The sequence below is a fragment of the Paenibacillus lupini genome, from assembly GCF_011761355.1.
GTDB classification, from domain to species: domain Bacteria; phylum Bacillota; class Bacilli; order Paenibacillales; family Paenibacillaceae; genus Pristimantibacillus; species Pristimantibacillus lupini.
Window position 1 is genome coordinate 94,161 of record NZ_JAASRW010000011.1, and the last position, 18,705, is coordinate 112,865.

Annotated in this window: 21 protein-coding genes; 14 read left to right on the forward strand and 7 right to left on the reverse strand. The window is 47.5% G+C overall.

Features of this window, described 5'->3' with window-relative positions:
* Positions 1–28: 28 nt before the first annotated feature.
* From FHS17_RS27650 to FHS17_RS27660, 3 genes are read left to right on the forward strand one after another with little or no spacing between them, the layout of a single operon-like run.
* Positions 29–1,264: a DUF445 domain-containing protein gene (locus FHS17_RS27650; RefSeq protein ID WP_167282252.1), complete on the forward strand. Its 1,236-nt coding sequence runs from the start codon at positions 29–31 to the stop codon at positions 1,262–1,264.
* Positions 1,265–1,290: 26 nt separating this feature from the next.
* Positions 1,291–2,043 carry an ABC transporter ATP-binding protein gene (locus FHS17_RS27655; protein WP_341805928.1) on the forward strand — a complete coding sequence of 251 codons (753 nt, stop codon included), beginning with the start codon at positions 1,291–1,293 and terminating at the stop codon, positions 2,041–2,043.
* Positions 2,040–2,801: an ABC transporter permease gene (locus tag FHS17_RS27660; protein ID WP_167282257.1), complete on the forward strand. Its 762-nt coding sequence runs from the start codon at positions 2,040–2,042 to the stop codon at positions 2,799–2,801. The genes FHS17_RS27655 and FHS17_RS27660 overlap by 4 nt, the downstream gene beginning before the upstream one ends.
* A gap of 78 nt (positions 2,802–2,879) precedes the next feature.
* Here the strand turns inward: FHS17_RS27660 and FHS17_RS27665 are convergent, their stop codons facing one another.
* On the reverse strand, positions 2,880–4,241 hold the full coding sequence (locus tag FHS17_RS27665; RefSeq protein ID WP_167282259.1) for an arsenic transporter: 1,362 nt from the start codon (positions 4,239–4,241) through the stop codon (positions 2,880–2,882).
* A 229-nt stretch (positions 4,242–4,470) separates the two neighbouring features.
* A complete protein-coding gene (locus FHS17_RS27670) occupies positions 4,471–4,803 on the reverse strand; it encodes a winged helix-turn-helix transcriptional regulator (protein ID WP_167282261.1) in 333 nt (110 codons plus the stop codon).
* Positions 4,804–5,095: 292 nt separating this feature from the next.
* Here FHS17_RS27670 and FHS17_RS27675 point away from each other — a divergent pair, with 292 nt between their 5' ends.
* The 3 genes from FHS17_RS27675 (at position 5,096) to FHS17_RS27685 (ending at position 8,016) form a co-directional block, all read left to right on the forward strand.
* On the forward strand, positions 5,096–5,836 hold the full coding sequence (locus tag FHS17_RS27675) for a GTP cyclohydrolase II (protein ID WP_167282263.1): 741 nt from the start codon (positions 5,096–5,098) through the stop codon (positions 5,834–5,836).
* 123 nt (positions 5,837–5,959) lie between these two features.
* Positions 5,960–6,952 carry a hypothetical protein gene (locus tag FHS17_RS27680; protein WP_167282265.1) on the forward strand — a complete coding sequence of 331 codons (993 nt, stop codon included), beginning with the start codon at positions 5,960–5,962 and terminating at the stop codon, positions 6,950–6,952.
* Between the two features lie 101 nt (positions 6,953–7,053).
* Positions 7,054–8,016 carry an aldolase catalytic domain-containing protein gene (locus FHS17_RS27685; protein ID WP_167282267.1) on the forward strand — a complete coding sequence of 321 codons (963 nt, stop codon included), beginning with the start codon at positions 7,054–7,056 and terminating at the stop codon, positions 8,014–8,016.
* An 811-nt stretch (positions 8,017–8,827) separates the two neighbouring features.
* Here FHS17_RS27685 and FHS17_RS27690 read toward each other — a convergent pair.
* Both FHS17_RS27690 and FHS17_RS27695 read right to left on the reverse strand, forming a co-directional pair.
* The gene (locus FHS17_RS27690; RefSeq protein WP_208420600.1) at positions 8,828–9,256 is read right to left on the reverse strand and encodes a GNAT family N-acetyltransferase; all 429 of its coding nucleotides are present in this window, start codon (positions 9,254–9,256) and stop codon (positions 8,828–8,830) included.
* Positions 9,257–9,293: 37 nt separating this feature from the next.
* Positions 9,294–9,596, reverse strand: a complete 303-nt coding sequence (locus FHS17_RS27695; protein WP_167282269.1) for a hypothetical protein — start codon at positions 9,594–9,596, stop codon at positions 9,294–9,296.
* A gap of 151 nt (positions 9,597–9,747) precedes the next feature.
* On the opposite strand from FHS17_RS27695, the gene FHS17_RS27700 reads away from it, so the two are divergent.
* The 8 genes from FHS17_RS27700 to FHS17_RS27730 all read left to right on the forward strand — a co-directional run bounded on the left by FHS17_RS27700 (position 9,748) and on the right by FHS17_RS27730 (position 16,355).
* Complete coding sequence (locus tag FHS17_RS27700) at positions 9,748–11,034, forward strand: VWA domain-containing protein (protein WP_167282271.1); 1,287 nt, start codon at positions 9,748–9,750, stop codon at positions 11,032–11,034.
* A 143-nt stretch (positions 11,035–11,177) separates the two neighbouring features.
* Positions 11,178–11,873, forward strand: coding sequence for a 5-oxoprolinase subunit PxpB (gene pxpB / locus FHS17_RS27705; RefSeq protein ID WP_167282273.1), 696 nt, complete (start codon positions 11,178–11,180; stop codon positions 11,871–11,873).
* Between the two features lie 21 nt (positions 11,874–11,894).
* Complete coding sequence (locus FHS17_RS27710) at positions 11,895–12,989, forward strand: 5-oxoprolinase subunit C family protein (RefSeq protein ID WP_243865572.1); 1,095 nt, start codon at positions 11,895–11,897, stop codon at positions 12,987–12,989.
* Between the two features lie 19 nt (positions 12,990–13,008).
* Positions 13,009–13,806 (forward strand): LamB/YcsF family protein, encoded by a 798-nt coding sequence (locus FHS17_RS27715; RefSeq protein WP_208420601.1) that lies wholly within the window; start codon positions 13,009–13,011, stop codon positions 13,804–13,806.
* Entirely contained in the window at positions 13,799–14,215 is a 417-nt protein-coding gene (locus FHS17_RS27720) for a gamma-glutamylcyclotransferase family protein (RefSeq protein ID WP_341805929.1), read from the forward strand. Before FHS17_RS27715 ends, FHS17_RS27720 begins: the two co-directional genes overlap by 8 nt.
* A gap of 103 nt (positions 14,216–14,318) precedes the next feature.
* Positions 14,319–14,507: a hypothetical protein gene (locus tag FHS17_RS27725; protein ID WP_167282276.1), complete on the forward strand. Its 189-nt coding sequence runs from the start codon at positions 14,319–14,321 to the stop codon at positions 14,505–14,507.
* A gap of 156 nt (positions 14,508–14,663) precedes the next feature.
* On the forward strand, positions 14,664–15,200 hold the full coding sequence (locus FHS17_RS30755; protein ID WP_243865573.1) for an MCP four helix bundle domain-containing protein: 537 nt from the start codon (positions 14,664–14,666) through the stop codon (positions 15,198–15,200).
* Positions 15,201–15,215: 15 nt separating this feature from the next.
* A complete protein-coding gene (locus FHS17_RS27730) occupies positions 15,216–16,355 on the forward strand; it encodes a methyl-accepting chemotaxis protein (protein WP_243865574.1) in 1,140 nt (379 codons plus the stop codon).
* A 57-nt stretch (positions 16,356–16,412) separates the two neighbouring features.
* Here FHS17_RS27730 and FHS17_RS27735 read toward each other — a convergent pair whose 3' ends face one another.
* The 3 genes from FHS17_RS27735 to FHS17_RS27745 all read right to left on the reverse strand — a co-directional run bounded on the left by FHS17_RS27735 (position 16,413) and on the right by FHS17_RS27745 (position 18,643).
* Positions 16,413–17,693 carry an MFS transporter gene (locus FHS17_RS27735; RefSeq protein WP_167282278.1) on the reverse strand — a complete coding sequence of 427 codons (1,281 nt, stop codon included), beginning with the start codon at positions 17,691–17,693 and terminating at the stop codon, positions 16,413–16,415.
* A 70-nt stretch (positions 17,694–17,763) separates the two neighbouring features.
* Positions 17,764–18,219, reverse strand: coding sequence for a MarR family winged helix-turn-helix transcriptional regulator (locus FHS17_RS27740; protein ID WP_167282280.1), 456 nt, complete (start codon positions 18,217–18,219; stop codon positions 17,764–17,766).
* Between the two features lie 277 nt (positions 18,220–18,496).
* Positions 18,497–18,643: a hypothetical protein gene (locus FHS17_RS27745; protein ID WP_167282113.1), complete on the reverse strand. Its 147-nt coding sequence runs from the start codon at positions 18,641–18,643 to the stop codon at positions 18,497–18,499.
* Positions 18,644–18,705 lie beyond the last annotated feature (62 nt).

The following is an 18,705-nucleotide window of genomic DNA, read 5'->3' on the forward strand; positions in this document are numbered from 1 at the left end:
GGCAAATGGTACAGGAGGACAGAGTTACATGAAATCAAGATATATTGCGAGTCTATCGCTAGCCATTATGTTTATTGGATTTATTGTGACCAGATGGTGGCTGCCGGAGAATGATTGGACCATGCTGCTGGAAAGTGGATTTGAAGCGGGGCTGGTCGGAGGTATTGCTGACTGGTTTGCGGTAACCGCTTTGTTCCGACATCCGTTTGGTATTCCCATTCCACACACGTCATTGCTGCTTAAGAACAGGGACAAAATCGTTAATTCACTCATTTCCGCAATGGAAACCGAGCTTCTAAACAAGGAAAGCATCAGCAGGAAGCTTAAAGAATTAAAGCTGTTTAAAGGAATTGCGTCCGCGATTGTAGGTTTGCTGAGCAGGCGCAGCGTACGGGTCGGGGTACTTCGTTTTGCCCAATCCTCTATTGAACAGGTTCCACTCGAGAAGCTTAGCGTTAAGATCCAAGAACTTGCCGTTGACTATGTCCGCAAGCAGGATATCGTGCCGATCGTAGATAAGCTGACGGACAAATTCGCTTACGACGGCTGGGATGAGAAAGCTCTAGATTTTGTATTAGAGCAGGGCAAGGAATGGGTCAAGAAGCGGGAAACCGAGCAATTCTTCGGCAGACTGGCGCACAGCAAGATGGAGGAAATGCAGGTTGGCGGTTTTATGGGCTTTGCCGTTCAGGCATTTGTTGGCTTTATGAGTCCGGAAAAGCTTGGTCCAATCATCCAGGGAATGCTGTTATCCAGTATTAAGGAGCTGAGCATTCCGGGGAACCCGAACAGGCAGAAGCTGCTTGACGAGGTGAAAAGGCATGCATTAGCGTTGTCGGCAAATGAAGAATTGATGGCTCAGTTGAAAAATTGGCTGCAAACCAGCACGGAAAGTGTCCAGCTAGAGCGGTTTATTCATCTTCGTCTTGAAGAGCTGCGTCAACTGCTGCTGGATAAGCTGGAAGATGAGTGCCTGAATGGCGGACGTGTGCTTGTTAGAGGCTTCCGCTTCTTAACAGAAGCAGCGAAAGGCAAGGAAGAGCTGCTTGACCGCTGGGAGCAGTCTATTCTGTCCTTTATGGTCAACTGGATTGAGAAGAATCATTACCGGATCGGACTGCTTGTCCGTGATAATTTGAACAAGATGGACGATCAGGCACTGGTCAGCATGCTTGAGCAGAAGATTGGTAACGATCTGCAATGGATTCGTGTGAATGGTGCGGTGTGCGGCTTTATTGTAGGCGTTATCCTTTACTTTTTCTAACTAGGAGAGTGCAGGAGGAATTACAGGTGTCCTTATTGCAGTTAAACAAGGTGTCCAAATATAAATTTGATGAAGAAAAGGAATGGCTGTTCAGGGATATAACGGCAGATATTAGCCCCGAAGACCACATTGTTCTAATCGGGGGTTCTGGTCAAGGGAAAAGCACGCTGCTGCGCATAATCGCACGGCTTGAGAGGTTGGATGACGGCGGGATTTGCCTGGAGGGCAAAGCAAGTAAGGAATGGAAGCCGCAAAGCTGGCGCAAGAAGGTGAGTTACGTTGCGCAGAAGCCTGTTATGCTGACGGGCAGCATCAAGAATAATTTGCGTACGGTCAGCCTATTGCATGATCGGCCTTTTGAAGAAGAGCTTGCCCGGCGCTATATGGAGGCTGTAGGGCTCGGGCAGCTCGATTGGGGCAAGAATGCCGTTGATCTTTCCGGCGGCGAGCAGCAGAGATTGGCGCTTATCCGTTCTCTTATGTTAAATCCGGATATTCTTCTGCTTGATGAGATAACATCCTCGCTTGATCCAGGAAGCAAGCATGCGGTGGAGCAGCTGCTGCTGGAATGGGTGTCAGAAGCAAGCTCGCCTAAAGCTTATTTATGGATTACGCATGATGTGGAGCAGGCTCGCGCAATCAGCAACCAAGTTTGGTTTATGGCGGAAGGATGTTTGCTTGAGAAGGGGGAAACAACAGCTTTCTTCGAACATCCGAACACCAAGCAGGCTAAACAGTTCATGAGTGGTCTGCAGACAGAAGTGGTGAAGCATCCATGAGCAATATGGCGCTCATCTGTACGTTATGTTTTGTTGCGGTTGCGGCATTCATCTCCATGAAGCAGAAGCTAGGACTTGAAAAGGAAATCTTAATCGGAACATTGCGTTCAGCAGTCCAATTGCTGTTTATCGGCTATGTCCTCCACTTTGTATTTGGAACGAGTAATCCGTTCTTTATTCTAATCATCATTACAGGAATGATCTTGGTTGCAGCTTGGAATGCCGGGGCAAAAGCAAAGCATATAAGCGGAATTCGGCTGCGAATTGCAATTACGCTTGCTTGTACGGAAGGCGTTACAATGGGCATCTTGCTGGGGCTTGGCATTATTGCACCAACGCCTCAATATATCATTCCGGTAAGCGGCATTATTATCGGCAGCTCTATGATTGTATGCGGGTTATTGTTAAATCGAATGAAGCGGGAGATGGAGACAGCGAGGGGCGAGATCGAGATGCTTCTTGCACTTGGGGCAACAGAAAAGCAGGCGATTCACAGCTCTTTGCGACGTTCTGTCAGAGCCAGTATGATTCCGACCATTGACGGGATGAAGACGGTTGGGCTGGTGCAGCTGCCAGGCATGATGACAGGGATGATTGTGGCGGGTGCAGATCCGATAGAGGCTGTTCGATATCAGATTCTGATTATGTTTGTTCTAGCGTCTTCAGCGGCGATGACAGCGATGATACTTAGTTTAATCAGCTATAAGCTTTGGTTTACGAAAGATGCCAGACTACTGCCTGTACTTCCAGCAGATTAGGGTACTCGCATCCTTTGCAGCAATGATTGAAATGAAGATAAAACCTTCGGGTTTGGTCAAGAAGGATGCGAATACCTATTACTTAATGAGTGGGTACAGCCAGGTAATCCAAAAAGCCAAACAAATCAGTGTAAATATGACAGTAGGCGGGATAACGACTAATGTCACCTTTATATAATCTTTCCAGCTTAATTTCACTTTATATTGCTTTAGAATGTGCAGCCATAAGAGTGATGCAAGTGTCCCGATCGGAAGAAGCAGTGATCCGATATCACTCCCAATGACGCTGGCCAGATAAGCGATTTTCAGCGTAAGAGGGTCCAGATCCATGTGGGTCAGAGTCATGGTGCCAACCATAAGTGCAGGGTGGTTATTAAAGAAAGTAGATAGCAGGGAAATAAGTCCGCCCATCAATAAACTTGCATTCAACAGATCCCCTGAAACAAGTGGTTGGAAGACATGGATAAGCATGTTGGTTAATCCTATATTATTTAAGCCATAAATAATAACGTACATGCCAAAAGCGAAGATAAGAATATGCCATGGGATTTTGGTGAGAACATCCTTAGGCGGCATCTTCAGATAAATCCAGCGCCAGCTAAGCAAGAGTAAAGAACCGGCAACCGCAATCCATTCGATTGGGAGGTGGAAATAGGAGCCGGCAAATAAGCTTAATCGAACGAAAAAAACAAATAATAAGACATATCCCATAAAGCGATTGCTGAATTTGCGGCTGGAACGATCATCGATAGAGTGGCGAAGAGGATGACTGGCTATTGGATGCTGAGGGATGGAGACTGATAGTGGGATTTTCTTTGGCAATTGCCGGTAAAAGTAAATAAACATCAGAGTAACGAGGAACAGCAGGCCAAGTGTTGCAGGTACAAACATCATTAAGGTCTGCATGTACAGGTCCATATGAACAATTTTGAGTGCGATTAGGTTAACGATATTGCTTACCCCTATTGGTGCGCTTGAAGCAGTGGCGACTAATGCTCCGGACAATAAGTAGGGAATCTTCTGGCGGGTTTTCAGCCCTAAATGCTGCAGCATAATAAGCAAAATCGGGGTAGTAATGAGGATGCTTCCATCATTATTGAAGAATAAGGTCATTAGAAAACATAGGAGATTGACATACCAGAACAAACGGATCCCCGAGCCACGTGCCCGTATAGCTAGTCCTTCGGCAGCCCAAACAAAAAAGCCAAAGCTTTCTAATACAATGGCCATTACAATCGTTGCCATAATCGTTATAGCTGCACCGCTTACCGTTGTGGTTATTTGCAAAACATCTTGCATCGATACCGCGCCGCTTAGAATAACAAGAATAGCGCCAAAGGTTGCAGGTATAGCCTCGTTTAATCCCCTTGGTCTCCAAAGAATAAGCAGTAAAGTAAAGACAAAGGAAATTAGTGTAATTGAAACCGCAGCAGATTGCATGTAAGAATCACCTCAATTCAGTCAGATTACTTATGCGGTTCCTGCCTCCTTCCATCCTTATTCTCTACTACAACTATCACTAGTAGATATAGATAGTATATTTATATGTGCCTTCTTAATAGAGCGTACTAGTCAGATGATTCTATTAATCTATAATTCCGCTAATCTTTGAAGCAAAAAGAAGCCTGCTCTTTCCACAGAGGAAAGAACAAGCTTCTAAAAAGGTTTATTAAGAAAGGGTTGCTGCCTGATCCTGATTAATCCACTCTTGAGACCACTTCTGAATTTCCCGCACAATAGGCTCCAAAGCTCGCCCTTTTTCTGTTAAGGAATATTCAATGCGGACAGGAATTTCCGGATAGACGACCCGGATTACGATTCCTTCGTTCTCCAGATCTTTAAAGCGCTCGGATAACAGCCTGCCACTGATTGGAAGAGCGGCTTGAACGGCGCAGAAACGCTGCGGCCCGGATAACAGTTGGTAAATAATTAAGCCGATCCAACGTTTTCCAATGAGATCCATCCCTTTCTGCAGACGCGGACAAAGGTTAGATTGCTCCATAAAGATCACCTCGATTGAATTCCATTTCATTATAGTCACTATGTTAAATGAATACAAGCAAACTTTTGTCAGGCTTGTAACTTGACGTCACTTGTTTATGAATTTATAATTAGTTACTAATAGTAACGAAGAATTCGATAATTTTTTCCATACTGGCGGATGTAGGCCAAAGGCATAAAGGACCAGCTGCCTGTTGCGCTTATGCTTAAATCTCAATATACTGGTATTCACTGCAAGTTTTTGGTCCATTATTCGTGGTTTATTATTCAGCTAAAAAAAGAAGGTGCGATAGATGACTAAACAACATATCTTATCGATATTAAAAAATAAAATTAAAACAATCGACAATGGAGACCATGCTATCCATGTCGTTGGTCCAATCAAGCTGCCGGTGGATCTGGACGGCGAGACGGTTACGTTCCAATGGTATAGCTGGATGCGTCGAGACAATCATACGAATGAATCAGTAGAAGAACTTATTACGGAACTTAACGCCGTACATTATGCGGAATTCCAGCAATCAAGCGTACTTGTCTATGGTGATTTCGAGCATGAGGAAGAAGCACTGATCCGTATGCACAGCATTTGTCATACCGGAGATATCTTCGGAAGTCAGCGATGCGACTGCGGGTTCCAGCTTAAGCAATCCATGAAGATGATCATTGCTAATGGAGCGGGTGCTTTATTCTACTTGGCGAACCATGAAGGACGTGGAATTGGTCTATTCAGCAAAGCAATGGCGTACTTGCTGCAAGAGGAAGGGCTCGATACAGTAGATGCTAACCTTGAGCTTGGTTTTGCTGAAGATGCTCGTGATTACAGCGAGGCGATCAGCGTCCTGAAGCTGCTGCGGAAAGCCCCGGTGTCCATCATTACGAATAATCCTCGTAAAGTGGAAGCGCTGCGTGATGCGGGTATGAATATTTTATCGCGAGTGCCGCTATGGGGAGAAGCTTCAGTTCATAATGAGAAATATTTATCAACAAAAGTTGTCCGTTCCGGTCATTTCGAACGGAAATTAGCCTTGAAATAAGCAACAGGCCGAGTGATCGGCCTGTTTTTTTTGCTGCCGGACCGAAACCAAACCATATATCCAGTCGTCTAATGGATATGCTCAATCTGGCATACACTATATGGAACGGAAGGTTGGGTGTGTATGAATGGTCAATTAAAACAGTCATTATATATATTGCTGTCTATGTGGATTGCCATTGGACTCATGGGATGCAGTAAAGGAAAGTCCGATGAACCAATTGCAAATAAAGAATTAAGGTCTGAGCAGCCGGGTGCTGATGAAGCGGTAGAGAAAAGTGCAGATCAGGATGCGCTTATTCAAAAATTTAATACCGTGGTCAGCAGTGCCAAGGAAGCATCGGATATTGTTTCTTTCCTGAATGAGAATATGAATAAAGCAGGGCAGAATAATGCTGATCAAATGGTGAGGGAGCTCTATACGTTTTATAGCAAGGATCTGGAGCGGTCGCAGCAGGCTTTTTTTGCCGATGATGTGCAAAAGGTTCTAACCGAGATGGACTGGCCGATTACATCAGCGAATGCAGCATCCATACCGGATGATGCGATCAGACAGCTTGTTGTGACGAAGTTATCCGGCGGCTATAAGCTGGTATGGGTGGAAGGCTCTATTTATCCGATCGTGGATTACAGCAGTCAGCAAATATACAGCACGTATTTGTCCAAGCCTTTAAACAGCTATATTGCTCTGAAAGCGGCTGAATCGAGCGAACCTGCTGCAATGGATGCCGGACTTGTCGTTTCTTGGAATGAACTCTCCAATAGAGCCATTATGGCCGAAACCTTCCTGCGGGATTATCCTGAATCGCCGGAATATCAGGAAGTGGAAGACCTCTATTTGGACCGGTATTTAAGCATGTATTTGAAAGGACTTCCGAATACACCAATAGCCAACTCTGAAACCTTAAAGGTGGTACCAGAGGTTAAGGCCAGTTATGTGAAAATAACAAGCGAAAATCCGGATACGGTTACTGCAAAAATGGCTGATCGTTTGTTGTACATACTGGCTGCATCCAAAGACGTTGTTTTGATCCAGGGGCCCAGCGGGAAAAGGCTTCTGCCGGAGGTAGAGCAGTTCCAGAAAAACTATCGGACGGCAGCGAAAAGTCTGTTGTAATCCGGCCGTAACTCATCCAAAAAACGACAAAATTATTTTGCGTTCCGCATTCTTTTCAAGTATGATGGGATGTAACATACGAAAACTAGAAGGAGTAGAACATGAACACAAAAACTAGCCATTGTAAAATTGTCGATTGTACGATCCGTGACGGCGGACTTGTGAATAACTGGGATTTCAGCGTTGAATTCGTTCAGCATCTGTACAAAACATTGGACGAAGCTGGCGTAGATTATATGGAAATCGGCTACAAAAACTCACCAAAGCTGTTGAAAGGTGCAGACACAGCAGGCCCTTGGCGTTTCCTGGATGACAACTTCCTGAAAGAAGTTATCCCGAACAAAGGCAACACAAAGCTGTCCGCACTTGTAGATATCGGACGTGTAGACGAGAATGACATTTTGCCGCGCAGCGAAAGCTTGCTTGACCTGATTCGTGTAGCTTGCTACATCCAAGATGTGGACAAGGCTCTTGAGCTGGTTCAACTATTCCATGAACGCGGTTATGAAACAACGCTTAACATCATGGCGCTCTCTAATGTCATGGAGAACCAACTGATTGAAGCGTTCCAACTGATTAAAGAGAGCGTAGTTGATGTTGTATACATCGTTGACTCGTACGGCAGCTTGAAGCCTAACGATTACAGCTACCTGATTGAGAAATTCCAACATCATTTGCCAAACAAACGTCTTGGCATTCATACGCATAACAACATGCAGCTTGCCTTCGCTAATACGCTGCTTGCTGTTGAAAAAGGTGTGGAGTTGCTGGACGCTTCGGTATACGGCATGGGCCGCGCTGCAGGCAACTGCAACACGGAGCTGCTTGTAGCTAACCTGCAAAATGTAAAATACAATGTACGTCCGCTTCTCGACATGATCGAGAAATACATGATTCCACTTCGTGAGAAGGAAGAGTGGGGCTACATTATCCCTTACATGATCACAGGTATGCTTGATGAGCATCCTCGTTCGGCAATGGCGCTTCGCGATTCCGAAGACAAAGATAAATGTGTCGACTTCTACGATCGTTTGACGACTCCTGAGGTTGCTCACAGTAAGTAGTATTTTGGGCCGCCTTGGTTAAGGCGGCCATTTTATTTGCTGGAGCATGCTCATGGTGGAAGTGTATGCTCAGGACGGGACTGTATCTCCTTACAGCTGCTGTTGCCACTCTGAATATTGAATTAACTCGTGTAACGAGTATTCAGAGTGGCAAAGGCAGGCGCTGCGCTCTTCCAGGAGATACAGTCCCTCTCTTCGCACACAACCCAACCATCGACCACCCCCAACACAAAGGGGCTGCCTTAAAATAGGCAGCCCCTTTGTGTTGGGGACAGTTGGATTTGCCTGCGTGGCTCTGCCGCAGGCACCAGGGCGAAAGATCCGCCCTTCTACTTCAGCACATCTGCGCTGCAGGTTTGGAAATTGTCGAAAAGGGGCTTCTAACGAATCCTGGTATTCTTATTTGCTCGAAATAGTCACTTTGCGGATTCTAAGGAATCCTAGAAACGCTATTTAGACTTTTGACATCGTTTATTGCCGTCAGTCGGCCAAATAACGATACCAGGATTCGTTAGGATTTATTCGTTGCCCAATTCATCCAAATAAGACTTCTACGATTCGTTAGCTCTCTGACCAAGGTGGAAAAGGCGCTTGATGGGAGATAAAGTGGACGGTTATAGCAGGTGAAGAGCAAGGTTAGTTTGGTGGGAGACGATAAGGCTGTGGGAGCTGTGATGAGCATAGAATACTGGGAAATACTAGTGAATACTGGTGGATGATGAGACGGTAGGAGGAGAGGGATGAGAAAGAGAAAGGAACTGCCTGATATAGGCAGCTCCTTGGTGAGATAGGAGGGAGTCAAGGCTCCCTTTTACAGCTTTTTTTTCATGGTGACGTGGGGGATGCCCTCTTCCATGAAGATGTCGGAGACGGTGTGGTAGCCGAGTTTGGCGTAGAAGGCTTCAGCATGAGTCTGGCCGTTTAGTTTGGCTTCCTTTAGACCGGCTTCACGAGCTGCCGATTCGAGTGCCTCGACGATTGCGCGGCCAAGGCCGTATTTGCGATGGGATTCAAGTACGCAGATACGCTGCAGCTTGGCAGCGCCATCGACCTCTCTTAGGCGACCTGTAGCAACAGGTTCGCCATTGTAAAGGACAAGCACATGCTTGGCTGTTGCGTCGAATTCATCGTATTCGTTCTCAGCAGGGACGCCTTGTTCGTCAACGAACACTTTTTTACGGATATCAAAGGCTGCTTGCATATCTTTTTCATTGGTAATAACTCTCGAAGTAATGGTCATGATGTAGATTTCTCCTTCCATATGTACAAAAAAAGCATTAAGTTTCGCGAAGCTCTCCGTCGCCTCGAATGGCTGCAGCCTGATGAGGCTCATTCGGATGCAGGTAGGCGGTTCCGTTAAAGGTTCGTCCGTCCAGAGCTGTTGCGAAAAGCTCGATTCGAATATCCTCGCTTTGTCCAAACCACTCGAGCAGCTCGATATCCTTTACTCCATTAACATCCACATACCAAAGCCGGGAGCCATAGTCCGACACTAATACAAGCTCGGCTGTCTGAAACGGAAGCTCCTTCATTTGCTGTTGGTATACAATTTCAATGTCCTTTAATTGAATGGTTTCCATTATTGCAGCCCTCCATGAACGACATAGAACGGCGTGGAAAAAATGTATGCCGTGATGTCTGCTTTTGATTGTAATGTTCATTGCTGGTTAATGCAACAATCACCAGCCTTCCTTCGTCTTACTAATTAACAAAAAAAGGGGGTTGTGGAAAATGCTTAAACTACAAACAAAAAGCAAGCTCATGACCATGATGATTTTTACGCTTATTGCATTACTTGTTTTGGGTGGTTGTTCTTCGTCACGTAACATTAATGCAGCAAACAAAGGTGCGCCTGGTTCAAACAGCAGCGCATCAAATACATCAACGGATGACCGGGGACACACGGAAGAAAGCCGGGCAGAAGAACCTACTAAGGCAACAGAAGAAGTCCGCAGGCAGGGTTCGTCGGATGCTCCTATTCAAGCAGGACAGCTTACAGCAGGCGAGTGGGATGATCTTGCGGCCTGGGAGCGGTTCGATAATTTAATGAACAGCAGGGAGGGGAGCATCAGCTTAACCGATTGGCAGTTCAATAGCTTCAACCGGCTTGAGGTGATGGTTACTTCGGATGGCCGGGCCGTATCTGACGCCAAGGTGAAGCTGATCGGGCAGCAGAAAGACGTCGTATGGGAAGCGAGAACGAATGCTGACGGAAGGGCTTACCTCTTTGCTGGATTATTCCAGGATAATCAGCAGCAGAACGATCAAAGAACTCGTTATACCGTCGAGGTAATGGCTGACCAGCAAAAAAAGCGGATTCAGGATATTGATGTCCCTGGACAAGGTACGTTAAAGGTTGATCTGGACGATGAAATGTCCATCTCCGATCAAGCTGATGTTATGTTTGTCGTGGATACGACTGGCTCCATGCAGGATGAAATGGATTATTTGGAAGCAGAGCTGAAGGATGTGATCAGCCGGGTAGGCGATCAGCATGCGAACCAGCTGGATATACAGATGAGTACGAATTTTTACCGTGATGTTCATGATGACTATGTCGTAAAGGCGAATCCTTTTACAAAGGACATCGATAAGGCTGTTCAGCTTATTGCCCAGCAGAAAGCGCAGGGAGGCGGGGATTATCCCGAGGCTGTAGAGCAGGCTTTACGGAATGCTATCAGTGAGCATAAGTGGAGCGAGAACGCGCGGGCGAGGCTGCTATTCCTTGTGCTGGACGCTCCTCCGCATCAAGAGACTCAAATGATCCAAGAGATGCACAGCGTGATGGCTGAGGCAGCCAAGGAAGGTATTCGAATAATACCGGTTGCGTCCAGCGGTATTGATATCGATACGGAGTATTTGCTGCGGTTTGCGGCTGTTGCAACAGGAGGAACATACTTGTTCCTGACCGATGACAGCGGGATCGGAAGTGATCACTTGGAGCCGGCTGTTGGGGAATATGAGACAAAGCTGCTTAATGATCTGCTTGTAGAGGTCATTAATCGTTATGTGGAGTAGATAGAATAGAGGTTTGAAGAGATCGACCCGAAGCCAGCAGGCTTGGTATAAGGGGCGATCTCTTTTTCTCTGTGCAGGAGATAGCCGTCGTGCAGGTTTTCTTTTACAATGTATGAAAAGAACAGAGTCGGGAGCTGGTGGAAATGACGGTTCAACTAACGCCGCTTGGCGACCGGGCGGTTGTCGTTCAACTGGAACAAGCTGCAGGTGCGGACGGCTGGAGGCAAATGGCTGATTTTGCATGGGCCTTGAGGCAGCAAGCCGAAGGTTGGATTGTTGATGTTGTACCCGCTTATGAAACGGTGACGGTTTTGTATGATCCTTCTGTGCTTTGGCAGGAGATTGGGAAAGGTTCAGAGACGCAGGACCTCGTACCGTATGAATTGGCGGAGCGAAAGCTAAGAGGGTTTATTGCAAGAGGTATTTTGGATTCGGACCGGGAAATTCAGTCACGGCAGATTGATATTCCAACTTATTATGGCGGAAGGTACGGGCCAGATTTGCTGGAGTCGGCAGCTCGTTCAGACCTGACGGCTGATCAATTTATTGAAGAGCATGCTAAAGCGGATTATACGGTGGCGATGATTGGTTTTATGCCGGGTTTTCCTTATTTGAGCGGTTTGCCTCAGCAGCTTGAGCAGCCTCGCAAATCAGTTCCCCGCGCTGTCGTTCCAGCTGGATCGGTTGGTATAGCCGGTAAGCAGACCGGGATTTATCCCCTCGCAACGCCAGGTGGCTGGCAGCTCATTGGCTATACACCAATCGTGCTGTTTGATAAAGAACGAAGTGAGCCGGTGCTTCTAAGAGCAGGCGACCGCATCAGGTTTATTCCTATGTAACTGACGAGAGAGGTGATCGGTATGGAAGTGGAAGCGGAAGCGGAAGGCTTGAGCGGCCGCATGAAAGTAGTGAAGGCCGGGCTGCTCACAACCCTTCAGGATTTGGGAAGAGACGGCTTCCGTTCATCCGGGATTTCGAGCGGAGGGGCAATGGACCGTTATGCCCTGCGGATCGCTAATCTGCTTGTAGGTAACGAGGAAGGTGAGGCAGGTCTGGAAATAACGCTTGTTGGTCCTGAATTGGAGATTGATACCGATTTGCTTATTGCCGCTTGCGGTGCCTACATGGAACCTACAGTTGATGGGGAAGAGCTGCCGATGTGGCGGCCGGTCTTTGTGCCGCGTGGCGCGGTGCTGCGTTTTGGCCGGGCTGTCAGTGGCTGCCGCGTCTACTTGGCGGCAGCCGGGGGCTTTGGTGTGCCGCGTGAGCTCGGCAGCCGCAGCACCGATGTGCGCGCCGCGCTGGGCGGACTCGCCGGGCGGCGCCTTGCCGCCGGCGATGCCCTGTCCTGCGGAGCAGGGCAAGGCTCAGCTGCCCCGTCCCGGTGGGCAGCTGCATGGCTTGCGGCGCTGTCGCGGCTTGGCGAAGCTGCCGCAACAGCGCCGCAAGGCGCGGGCCGTCGCCTGCCGTGGGCGGCCGCGCCATGGTTTGCGCCGCCGGCAGCCTATGGCGGCGGCGACGGCGAAGACGGCATCGTGCTTCGCGCGATGCCGGGGAGCGAATACGGGCAGTTTAGCGTTGCTGCCCGTGAAGCCCTGTTCCGGGAGCGATATATCATCGCTCCCGCCTCAGACCGGATGGGATGCCGCCTCATCGGCACCCCGCTTACAAGACTGTCCCGTGCGGAGCTGCTCTCGCACGGGGTAACGCCCGGCGCCGTCCAGGTGCCGCCCGGCGGCGGGCCAATCATCTTAGCCGCCGACTGCCAGACAACCGGCGGCTATCCGAAGATCGCGCATGTCGCAACGGTCGACATGCCGCTGCTAGCGCAGGCGAAACCGGGTGATGCCATCCGGTTTCAGCCGGTCACGCTGGCAGAAGCACAGCGGCTGGATCGCCAGCGCGAGCAGGACATTCGCATGCTGGCTGCTGCCATTCGCAGCCGTCAGCCTTAATAGAGAAAGGAGCTTCATTATGGCAAGCAACCACAATTCACTCATCCGCACAGTTGATCTTAACTGTGATTTTGGAGAAGGCTTTGGTACCTATACCTTTGGACAGGATACGGAGCTGCTTCAATATGTTACCAGCGTTAACATCGCCTGCGGTTTCCATGCCGGTGATCCTCATACGATGCGCACTGCGGTCAATCAAGCACTTGCTGCTGGTGCAGCTATCGGAGCACACCCTGGCCTGCCTGATCGCCTTGGCTTTGGACGCCGGGAAATGTCGGTCAGCGCTTCTGAGGTATATGATTTCACGTTGTACCAGCTTGGTGCACTGCAAGCTATCGTACGGGCTTCGGGAGGACGGCTTACTCATCTGAAGCCGCATGGAGCTCTCTATCATATGGCAGGCAAGGATAAGGCAATAGCTGAAGCGATCATCAAGGCCGCTCTGGCTATAGATGATCAGCTTATCATTTACGGCCAATCCGGCAGTCTTTTACTCGATACAGCGATTCGATTCGGAATGCCTTATGCCTCTGAAGTATTTGCAGACCGGGCCTATGAACTAGACGGCAGTCTTGCCGCCCGCAGCAAGCCAGGGGCTGTTCTTCATGATGCTGACGAAGCTGCGGCGCAGGCGGTTGCTATGGCTGCGCAAGGAATCGCCTATACGCCGGATGGTTCACCCGTCCATGTTCAGGCGGATACCATTTGCCTGCATGGGGATGGTGCTCATGCTGCCCTATTTGCTTCCCGTATTAAAGAGGCTTTAATAGCGGCCGATATTATTCTCCGGTCTCCAAGCAGGACGCTGCGTGAATAAGCGGCAGTTAGGAGTGAGAGTGTTTGTATATGGCTCCTTACTCCCGGGTCTTAGCAACCATCAAGTTGTATTGCCATACATAAGGGAAACCGCCAGTGGAACTATTCCAGGCAGACTCGTGGATGTAGGAGAATATCCTGCAGCAGTCAGAGATCAAGCTTCCCGGAATAGCGCTTCTGTTATTCAAGGCCTATGGTTAACGATTGACCCTAGTGGGCTGGTCCTATTGGATGAACTTGAGGACTTTTACGGGATAGAGGAATTAAACGACTATGAGCGAATCTGGGTGCGTGATATTCATCATCGCAATCTGGAGGGCTGGGTCTATATATGGCCGGCAGACCGCGGCTGCCCAGCTGTTTCTGAAGTCTTTTGGCCTGATTATTTGAAAAAACTTACTGGTAAATAATAGCTTTCATGCAGTGTTAATTTTTCGCTAGACTCCAATGAAATAATCTCCTAAAATTAGATATTATGTATGAGATTTGATAGGGATCGGGGAGAGGTTAACTATGACTGAAGATGGTATTACAGGAGAATTCTTTGAAGGTTATAAGGTAACATTCCCTATGGGGCGATTTGATGTATCCGTCTATATGACGAAGGTCTACTATGAGGGCTGGAAATATTTCAGGGATGCCGAAATTACCGATGTCTGGGTGGAAGAGGTCAAGCTCGATCTGGTCAAGTTTTTAAAATAAGTGAATGAAATGTTATGGAGAATGTGCCAAGTTGGCATGTTCTCCATTTTTTATGCTCCTAAAGTCTAAAAATTCCAAATTTTATACTAGATCAAGATAGGTCATATCTCCTAAAATAAGGATTGTTAATGAGGTTAAATTTGGAAGAGGTGGATAATGAAGTTGACCGTAAGCAGAAAATTATTCATGGGATTTTTAGCCATACTCGTCATTTTGACAGCAATCGTATTTATTGGTTATTCCAAAATTACATCCGTAGATGAGGCTTATGGGAAGTTAATCGATGACAAGGCAAAGAAGCTGATATTGATTCAGGAACTAAACGTAGCGATCAAGAAGGAGCAGCTTAATGCCCGGGGGTACTTGATCGTCAAGGACGAAGCATCGGCACAAAATTTCAAAGCAGCCCATGATAACTTCCTGGAGCTTAGCAATAATCTAACAGCAATAATCGCTCTTCCAAAAGCGAAGGAGCTGATGCATGAGCTAATCGAGCTGGAGTCTCAATTTCATGATATTGCAGCCCAGGAAATGCAATTGAAGGATCAGAACAAGACGGATGAATACTTGAAGCTGGTTACGACACAAGGGCATGAGGTCGCCTCAGTCTTTGACAGCAAGATGGACGAACTAACGGCATATCAACAAACGATTATGGATGAAGGTCATCATGATACGGAACAACAAGTGTAGAGCACCAAAACCTCTATGTTATTACTCGGGCTTTTCGCCATAATTATCGGACTAGCGGTTGCGTTGTATATAGGTAGATTAATTAGTAAACCAGTTGTGGAGCTCTCTAAGGCTGCTGAAAAAATTGCATCAGGCGACTTAACTTCAACGGAGCTTCGTATTAAGAATAAAGATGAAATCGGCGATTTAGCCGCTTCCTTTAAGCAGATGCGCCGTAATCTTAGAGAGTTAATTCAGAAGGTCAGCGTTAATTCAGGTCAAGTTGCAGCATCAGCCGAAGAGCTGACTGCAAGCGCTGAGCAGACTACACTTGCGACTGAACAAATAGCTGTAACCATGCAGTCTGTTGCAACCGAAGTAGAGAATCAGTTCAATACGGTCGAAGAAGCGTCCAAGACGATTTATGAAATATCGTTAGGCGCACAGGAAATTGCCCGTAATACGCAAGTGGTATCAGAATCGACACTTGATGCCTACTCGAAAGCATCGGAAGGGACGGATTCGATCCAAACCGTCATCGGACAAATGAATGCGATATCGCAATCGGTGAATGAACTTGCTGAAGTTATACGAGGACTCGGAGATCGTTCCCAGGAGATCGGACAAATCAGCGGTGTCATTACCGCCCTCTCCAAGCAGACCAATCTGCTTGCACTAAATGCAGCAATAGAAGCAGCTAGAGCTGGCGAGCAGGGGCGCGGCTTTGCTGTTGTAGCAGCAGAAGTCCGGAAATTAGCCGAGCAGTCGAGCTTGTCGTCCCAGCAGATTTCAGATTTGATTGCATTCATTCAAGAAGAGACGAGCCGAGCAATCCATTCGATGGATACGGCGAAGAAGGAAGTGATCCAAGGAATCGGATTGGTACATACAGCAGGTGAGTCCTTCGGATCCATTCAGCAATCGGTTAATGTGGTGACCTCACAGATCCAAGAGGTATCTTCTTCTGTGCAGCAAATGACAGCTGGTGCTGAGCAGATGGTGCAATCGATGAAATCTATTACGGAGGTATCGGAGCATACGGCTTCCGGTGCGCAGCAAGTATCTGCTTCAGCGGAGGAACAGCTGGAATCGATGAAAGGGATTACCGGTGCTGCTCAATCGGTTTCTCAAATGGCGGAGCTGCTGCAATTGGAGATCGAGAAGTTTAAGGTGTAATGCTGCAAAAAATCCGGCTATCCCTAAAAAAGGAAGCCGGATTTTTTTATACAAACATTAAGCCTGAACAGCAGGATCCTTGAGTTCCGCAAAATGTCTTTTAACACGAATAGCCATTAAGGAAGCGAAGAAGCAGGTAAAGCCGGCGATCACAAAAGCCTGCGAATAGGTGCCAAGCCAATCTCGCATAAGCCCTGCGCCATAAGCGGCGGCTGAAGCGCCGATCTGATGGGCAACAACAATCCATCCGAAGATCATGCCTGATTTTTCTTTTCCGAAAGTCTCGCCTGCTAGCTTCGCAGTTGGTGGTACAGTTGCAATCCAATCAAGCCCGTAGAACACCGAGAAAATAACGAGCATAGCTGGAGTAGCATCAAGCGCGAATGGAAGGAACAGCAGTGACAAACCCCGTAAGCCGTAGTACCAGAACAACAGCCAGCGGCTGTCGAAGCGGTCGGACAACCAGCCGGAGATGGTCGTTCCGAATAGGTCAAATATGCCCATCATCGCCAGCAGACCTGCAGCAGCAACCTCAACCATTCCGTGATCACCGCAGGCGGCAATAAGATGAGTGCCTATCAAACCATTCGTTGAAAATCCGCAAAAGAAGAAGGTGCCTGCGAGCAGCCAGAACGTTTTATTTTTCATAGCAAAGACAAGATTATGAATAGGAGTAAGAAATAAATTGCCTCTGAATGGCGTTGGAGCAACCACTTCATCCGTTCCATAAGGAGCAGCTCCAACATCAGAAGGATGATTCCTCATCCATATGGCTACAACAACAAATACGACGACAATGCCGGCTACCGCTGTATACATCGCATACCGCCAGCCATAATCGGAGGTCATCCTGGCCAGAAGCGGCAGGAACAACAGCTGCCCTGCAGCAGCACTTGCCGTCAATAGTCCAACAACAAGACCTTTACGCTTGACGAACCATAGATTGCTGACGGTAACACCAAGCACGTTGGCCATCATGCCTGTTGCAAGACCGGAGACAAGACCCCAAAGCAGATCAAACTGCCATAAAGCAGTGATGAATGGCGTAACCGCAAGGCTTGCCGCTAATATCGACAGAGACAGCAGGACAACCTTCCGAATCCCGAAGCGCAGTAAGAGGGCAGCAGAGAAGGGACCAACAAGCCCATAAAGTAAGATCCCAATTGAAGCGACACTGGAGATTTCGCCTCTGCTCCAGCCAAATTCCTCTTGGAAGGGAATCATCAATACACTTGGCATGGAGCGAATACCTGCGGATACTAACAGGGTAACGAAAGTAAGCAGAACGACAATCCAGCCGTAATAAAACTTGCTTTTTACTTGTACTTGATTCGTCATTTTACACCTCTATTTTGTTTGTACATACAAACGTATGAATAAAAAAAATTTGATAAAACAAGAAATTAACTTATCTCTCTAATTGATCACTCGTCGACTCTTGCGTTTGGGTCAATAGTACAGCAGCTTCGACACCAAGAATGTCTTGATACGTTTGAAGAAGCTTCTTGGAAGCGGCTCGAATAGTTGGTTCCAGCTCCCGGCCTTTCTCTGTTGGGTAGACAAGGACCGTCTTGCCCTGTACCTTGCGCTCCACGAGACGTTTGCCTTCCAGCTTATCGATGAATCGAGTAAGGGTGGAGGGAGTAATATACAGCTTCTCGGACAATTCCTTCTGCGTAATGCCAGGCTTTGCTACAACCAACCGGATTACATAGCCGTATGCAGGAGCAAGCCCCGTTGTTGCGAAGGCTTCGTCAGCCATGCGGGTAATGGCTCTGCTCAAGCGATTCGTCGTGAAATAGAGACAATTATGCAAAAAAGACTCGTTATCGTCGGCTTCGTTCGTGAGGTTCTCGTTTGTCATACGATATGCCCTCCTCGTATATGTGATGACTTCTATTTTGTATGTACAACTAAAATAATAAAAAAAGGGGACTCTGTCAATAGAATTTTGGAGGAGGATGGAAAATGCCTATAAGCACATTAGTGATGGAACTTCACTATTTAATGAGTCATATTGCTTTAAGGGCTTTCTCAACTATGCTGAACAATCAAAATATGAGGCAGGCCTCACTAAAGAGTGAGGCAACCTCACTCCAGCCAATGGATGCGTAATTTATGCCGGTGTCATATCCGTTAAATTAGTTGTCTTCCTCTGCCTCATAAGCAATTAAGCTGATTGTGGAGCCAAATTGATCCGTCAGCTTCTGCTCTAGATTCCGAATCTCCTCAAGAGCATCTACGTGACTCCCAAGCTCTGCAAGTTTAAAATAAGTTTCTGTCATCACCGTTATTCCTCCAATCTTCACATATATTCCTCATTCTGCTCGCAGGCGAAGCTTCTTATACG

Excerpts from the sequence above, each read along its gene's own strand:
- FHS17_RS27725 (WP_167282276.1), top strand. The coding sequence starts at position 14,319 with ATGACTGAAGATGGTATTACAGGAGAATTCTTTGAAGGTTATAAGGTA.
- FHS17_RS27715 (WP_208420601.1), top strand. The coding sequence starts at position 13,009 with ATGGCAAGCAACCACAATTCACTCATCCGCACAGTTGATCTTAACTGT.
- FHS17_RS27665 (WP_167282259.1), bottom strand. The coding sequence starts at position 4,241 with ATGCAATCTGCTGCGGTTTCAATTACACTAATTTCCTTTGTCTTTACT.
- FHS17_RS30755 (WP_243865573.1), top strand. The coding sequence starts at position 14,664 with ATGAAGTTGACCGTAAGCAGAAAATTATTCATGGGATTTTTAGCCATA.
- FHS17_RS27660 (WP_167282257.1), top strand. The coding sequence starts at position 2,040 with ATGAGCAATATGGCGCTCATCTGTACGTTATGTTTTGTTGCGGTTGCG.
- FHS17_RS27700 (WP_167282271.1), top strand. The coding sequence starts at position 9,748 with ATGCTTAAACTACAAACAAAAAGCAAGCTCATGACCATGATGATTTTT.
- FHS17_RS27675 (WP_167282263.1), top strand. The coding sequence starts at position 5,096 with ATGACTAAACAACATATCTTATCGATATTAAAAAATAAAATTAAAACA.
- FHS17_RS27680 (WP_167282265.1), top strand. The coding sequence starts at position 5,960 with ATGAATGGTCAATTAAAACAGTCATTATATATATTGCTGTCTATGTGG.
- FHS17_RS27730 (WP_243865574.1), top strand. The coding sequence starts at position 15,216 with ATGTTATTACTCGGGCTTTTCGCCATAATTATCGGACTAGCGGTTGCG.
- FHS17_RS27650 (WP_167282252.1), top strand. The coding sequence starts at position 29 with ATGAAATCAAGATATATTGCGAGTCTATCGCTAGCCATTATGTTTATT.
- FHS17_RS27710 (WP_243865572.1), top strand. The coding sequence starts at position 11,895 with ATGGAAGTGGAAGCGGAAGCGGAAGGCTTGAGCGGCCGCATGAAAGTA.
- FHS17_RS27695 (WP_167282269.1), bottom strand. The coding sequence starts at position 9,596 with ATGGAAACCATTCAATTAAAGGACATTGAAATTGTATACCAACAGCAA.
- FHS17_RS27740 (WP_167282280.1), bottom strand. The coding sequence starts at position 18,219 with ATGACAAACGAGAACCTCACGAACGAAGCCGACGATAACGAGTCTTTT.
- FHS17_RS27690 (WP_208420600.1), bottom strand. The coding sequence starts at position 9,256 with ATGACCATTACTTCGAGAGTTATTACCAATGAAAAAGATATGCAAGCA.
- FHS17_RS27735 (WP_167282278.1), bottom strand. The coding sequence starts at position 17,693 with ATGACGAATCAAGTACAAGTAAAAAGCAAGTTTTATTACGGCTGGATT.
- FHS17_RS27670 (WP_167282261.1), bottom strand. The coding sequence starts at position 4,803 with ATGGAGCAATCTAACCTTTGTCCGCGTCTGCAGAAAGGGATGGATCTC.
- pxpB (WP_167282273.1), top strand. The coding sequence starts at position 11,178 with ATGACGGTTCAACTAACGCCGCTTGGCGACCGGGCGGTTGTCGTTCAA.
- FHS17_RS27685 (WP_167282267.1), top strand. The coding sequence starts at position 7,054 with ATGAACACAAAAACTAGCCATTGTAAAATTGTCGATTGTACGATCCGT.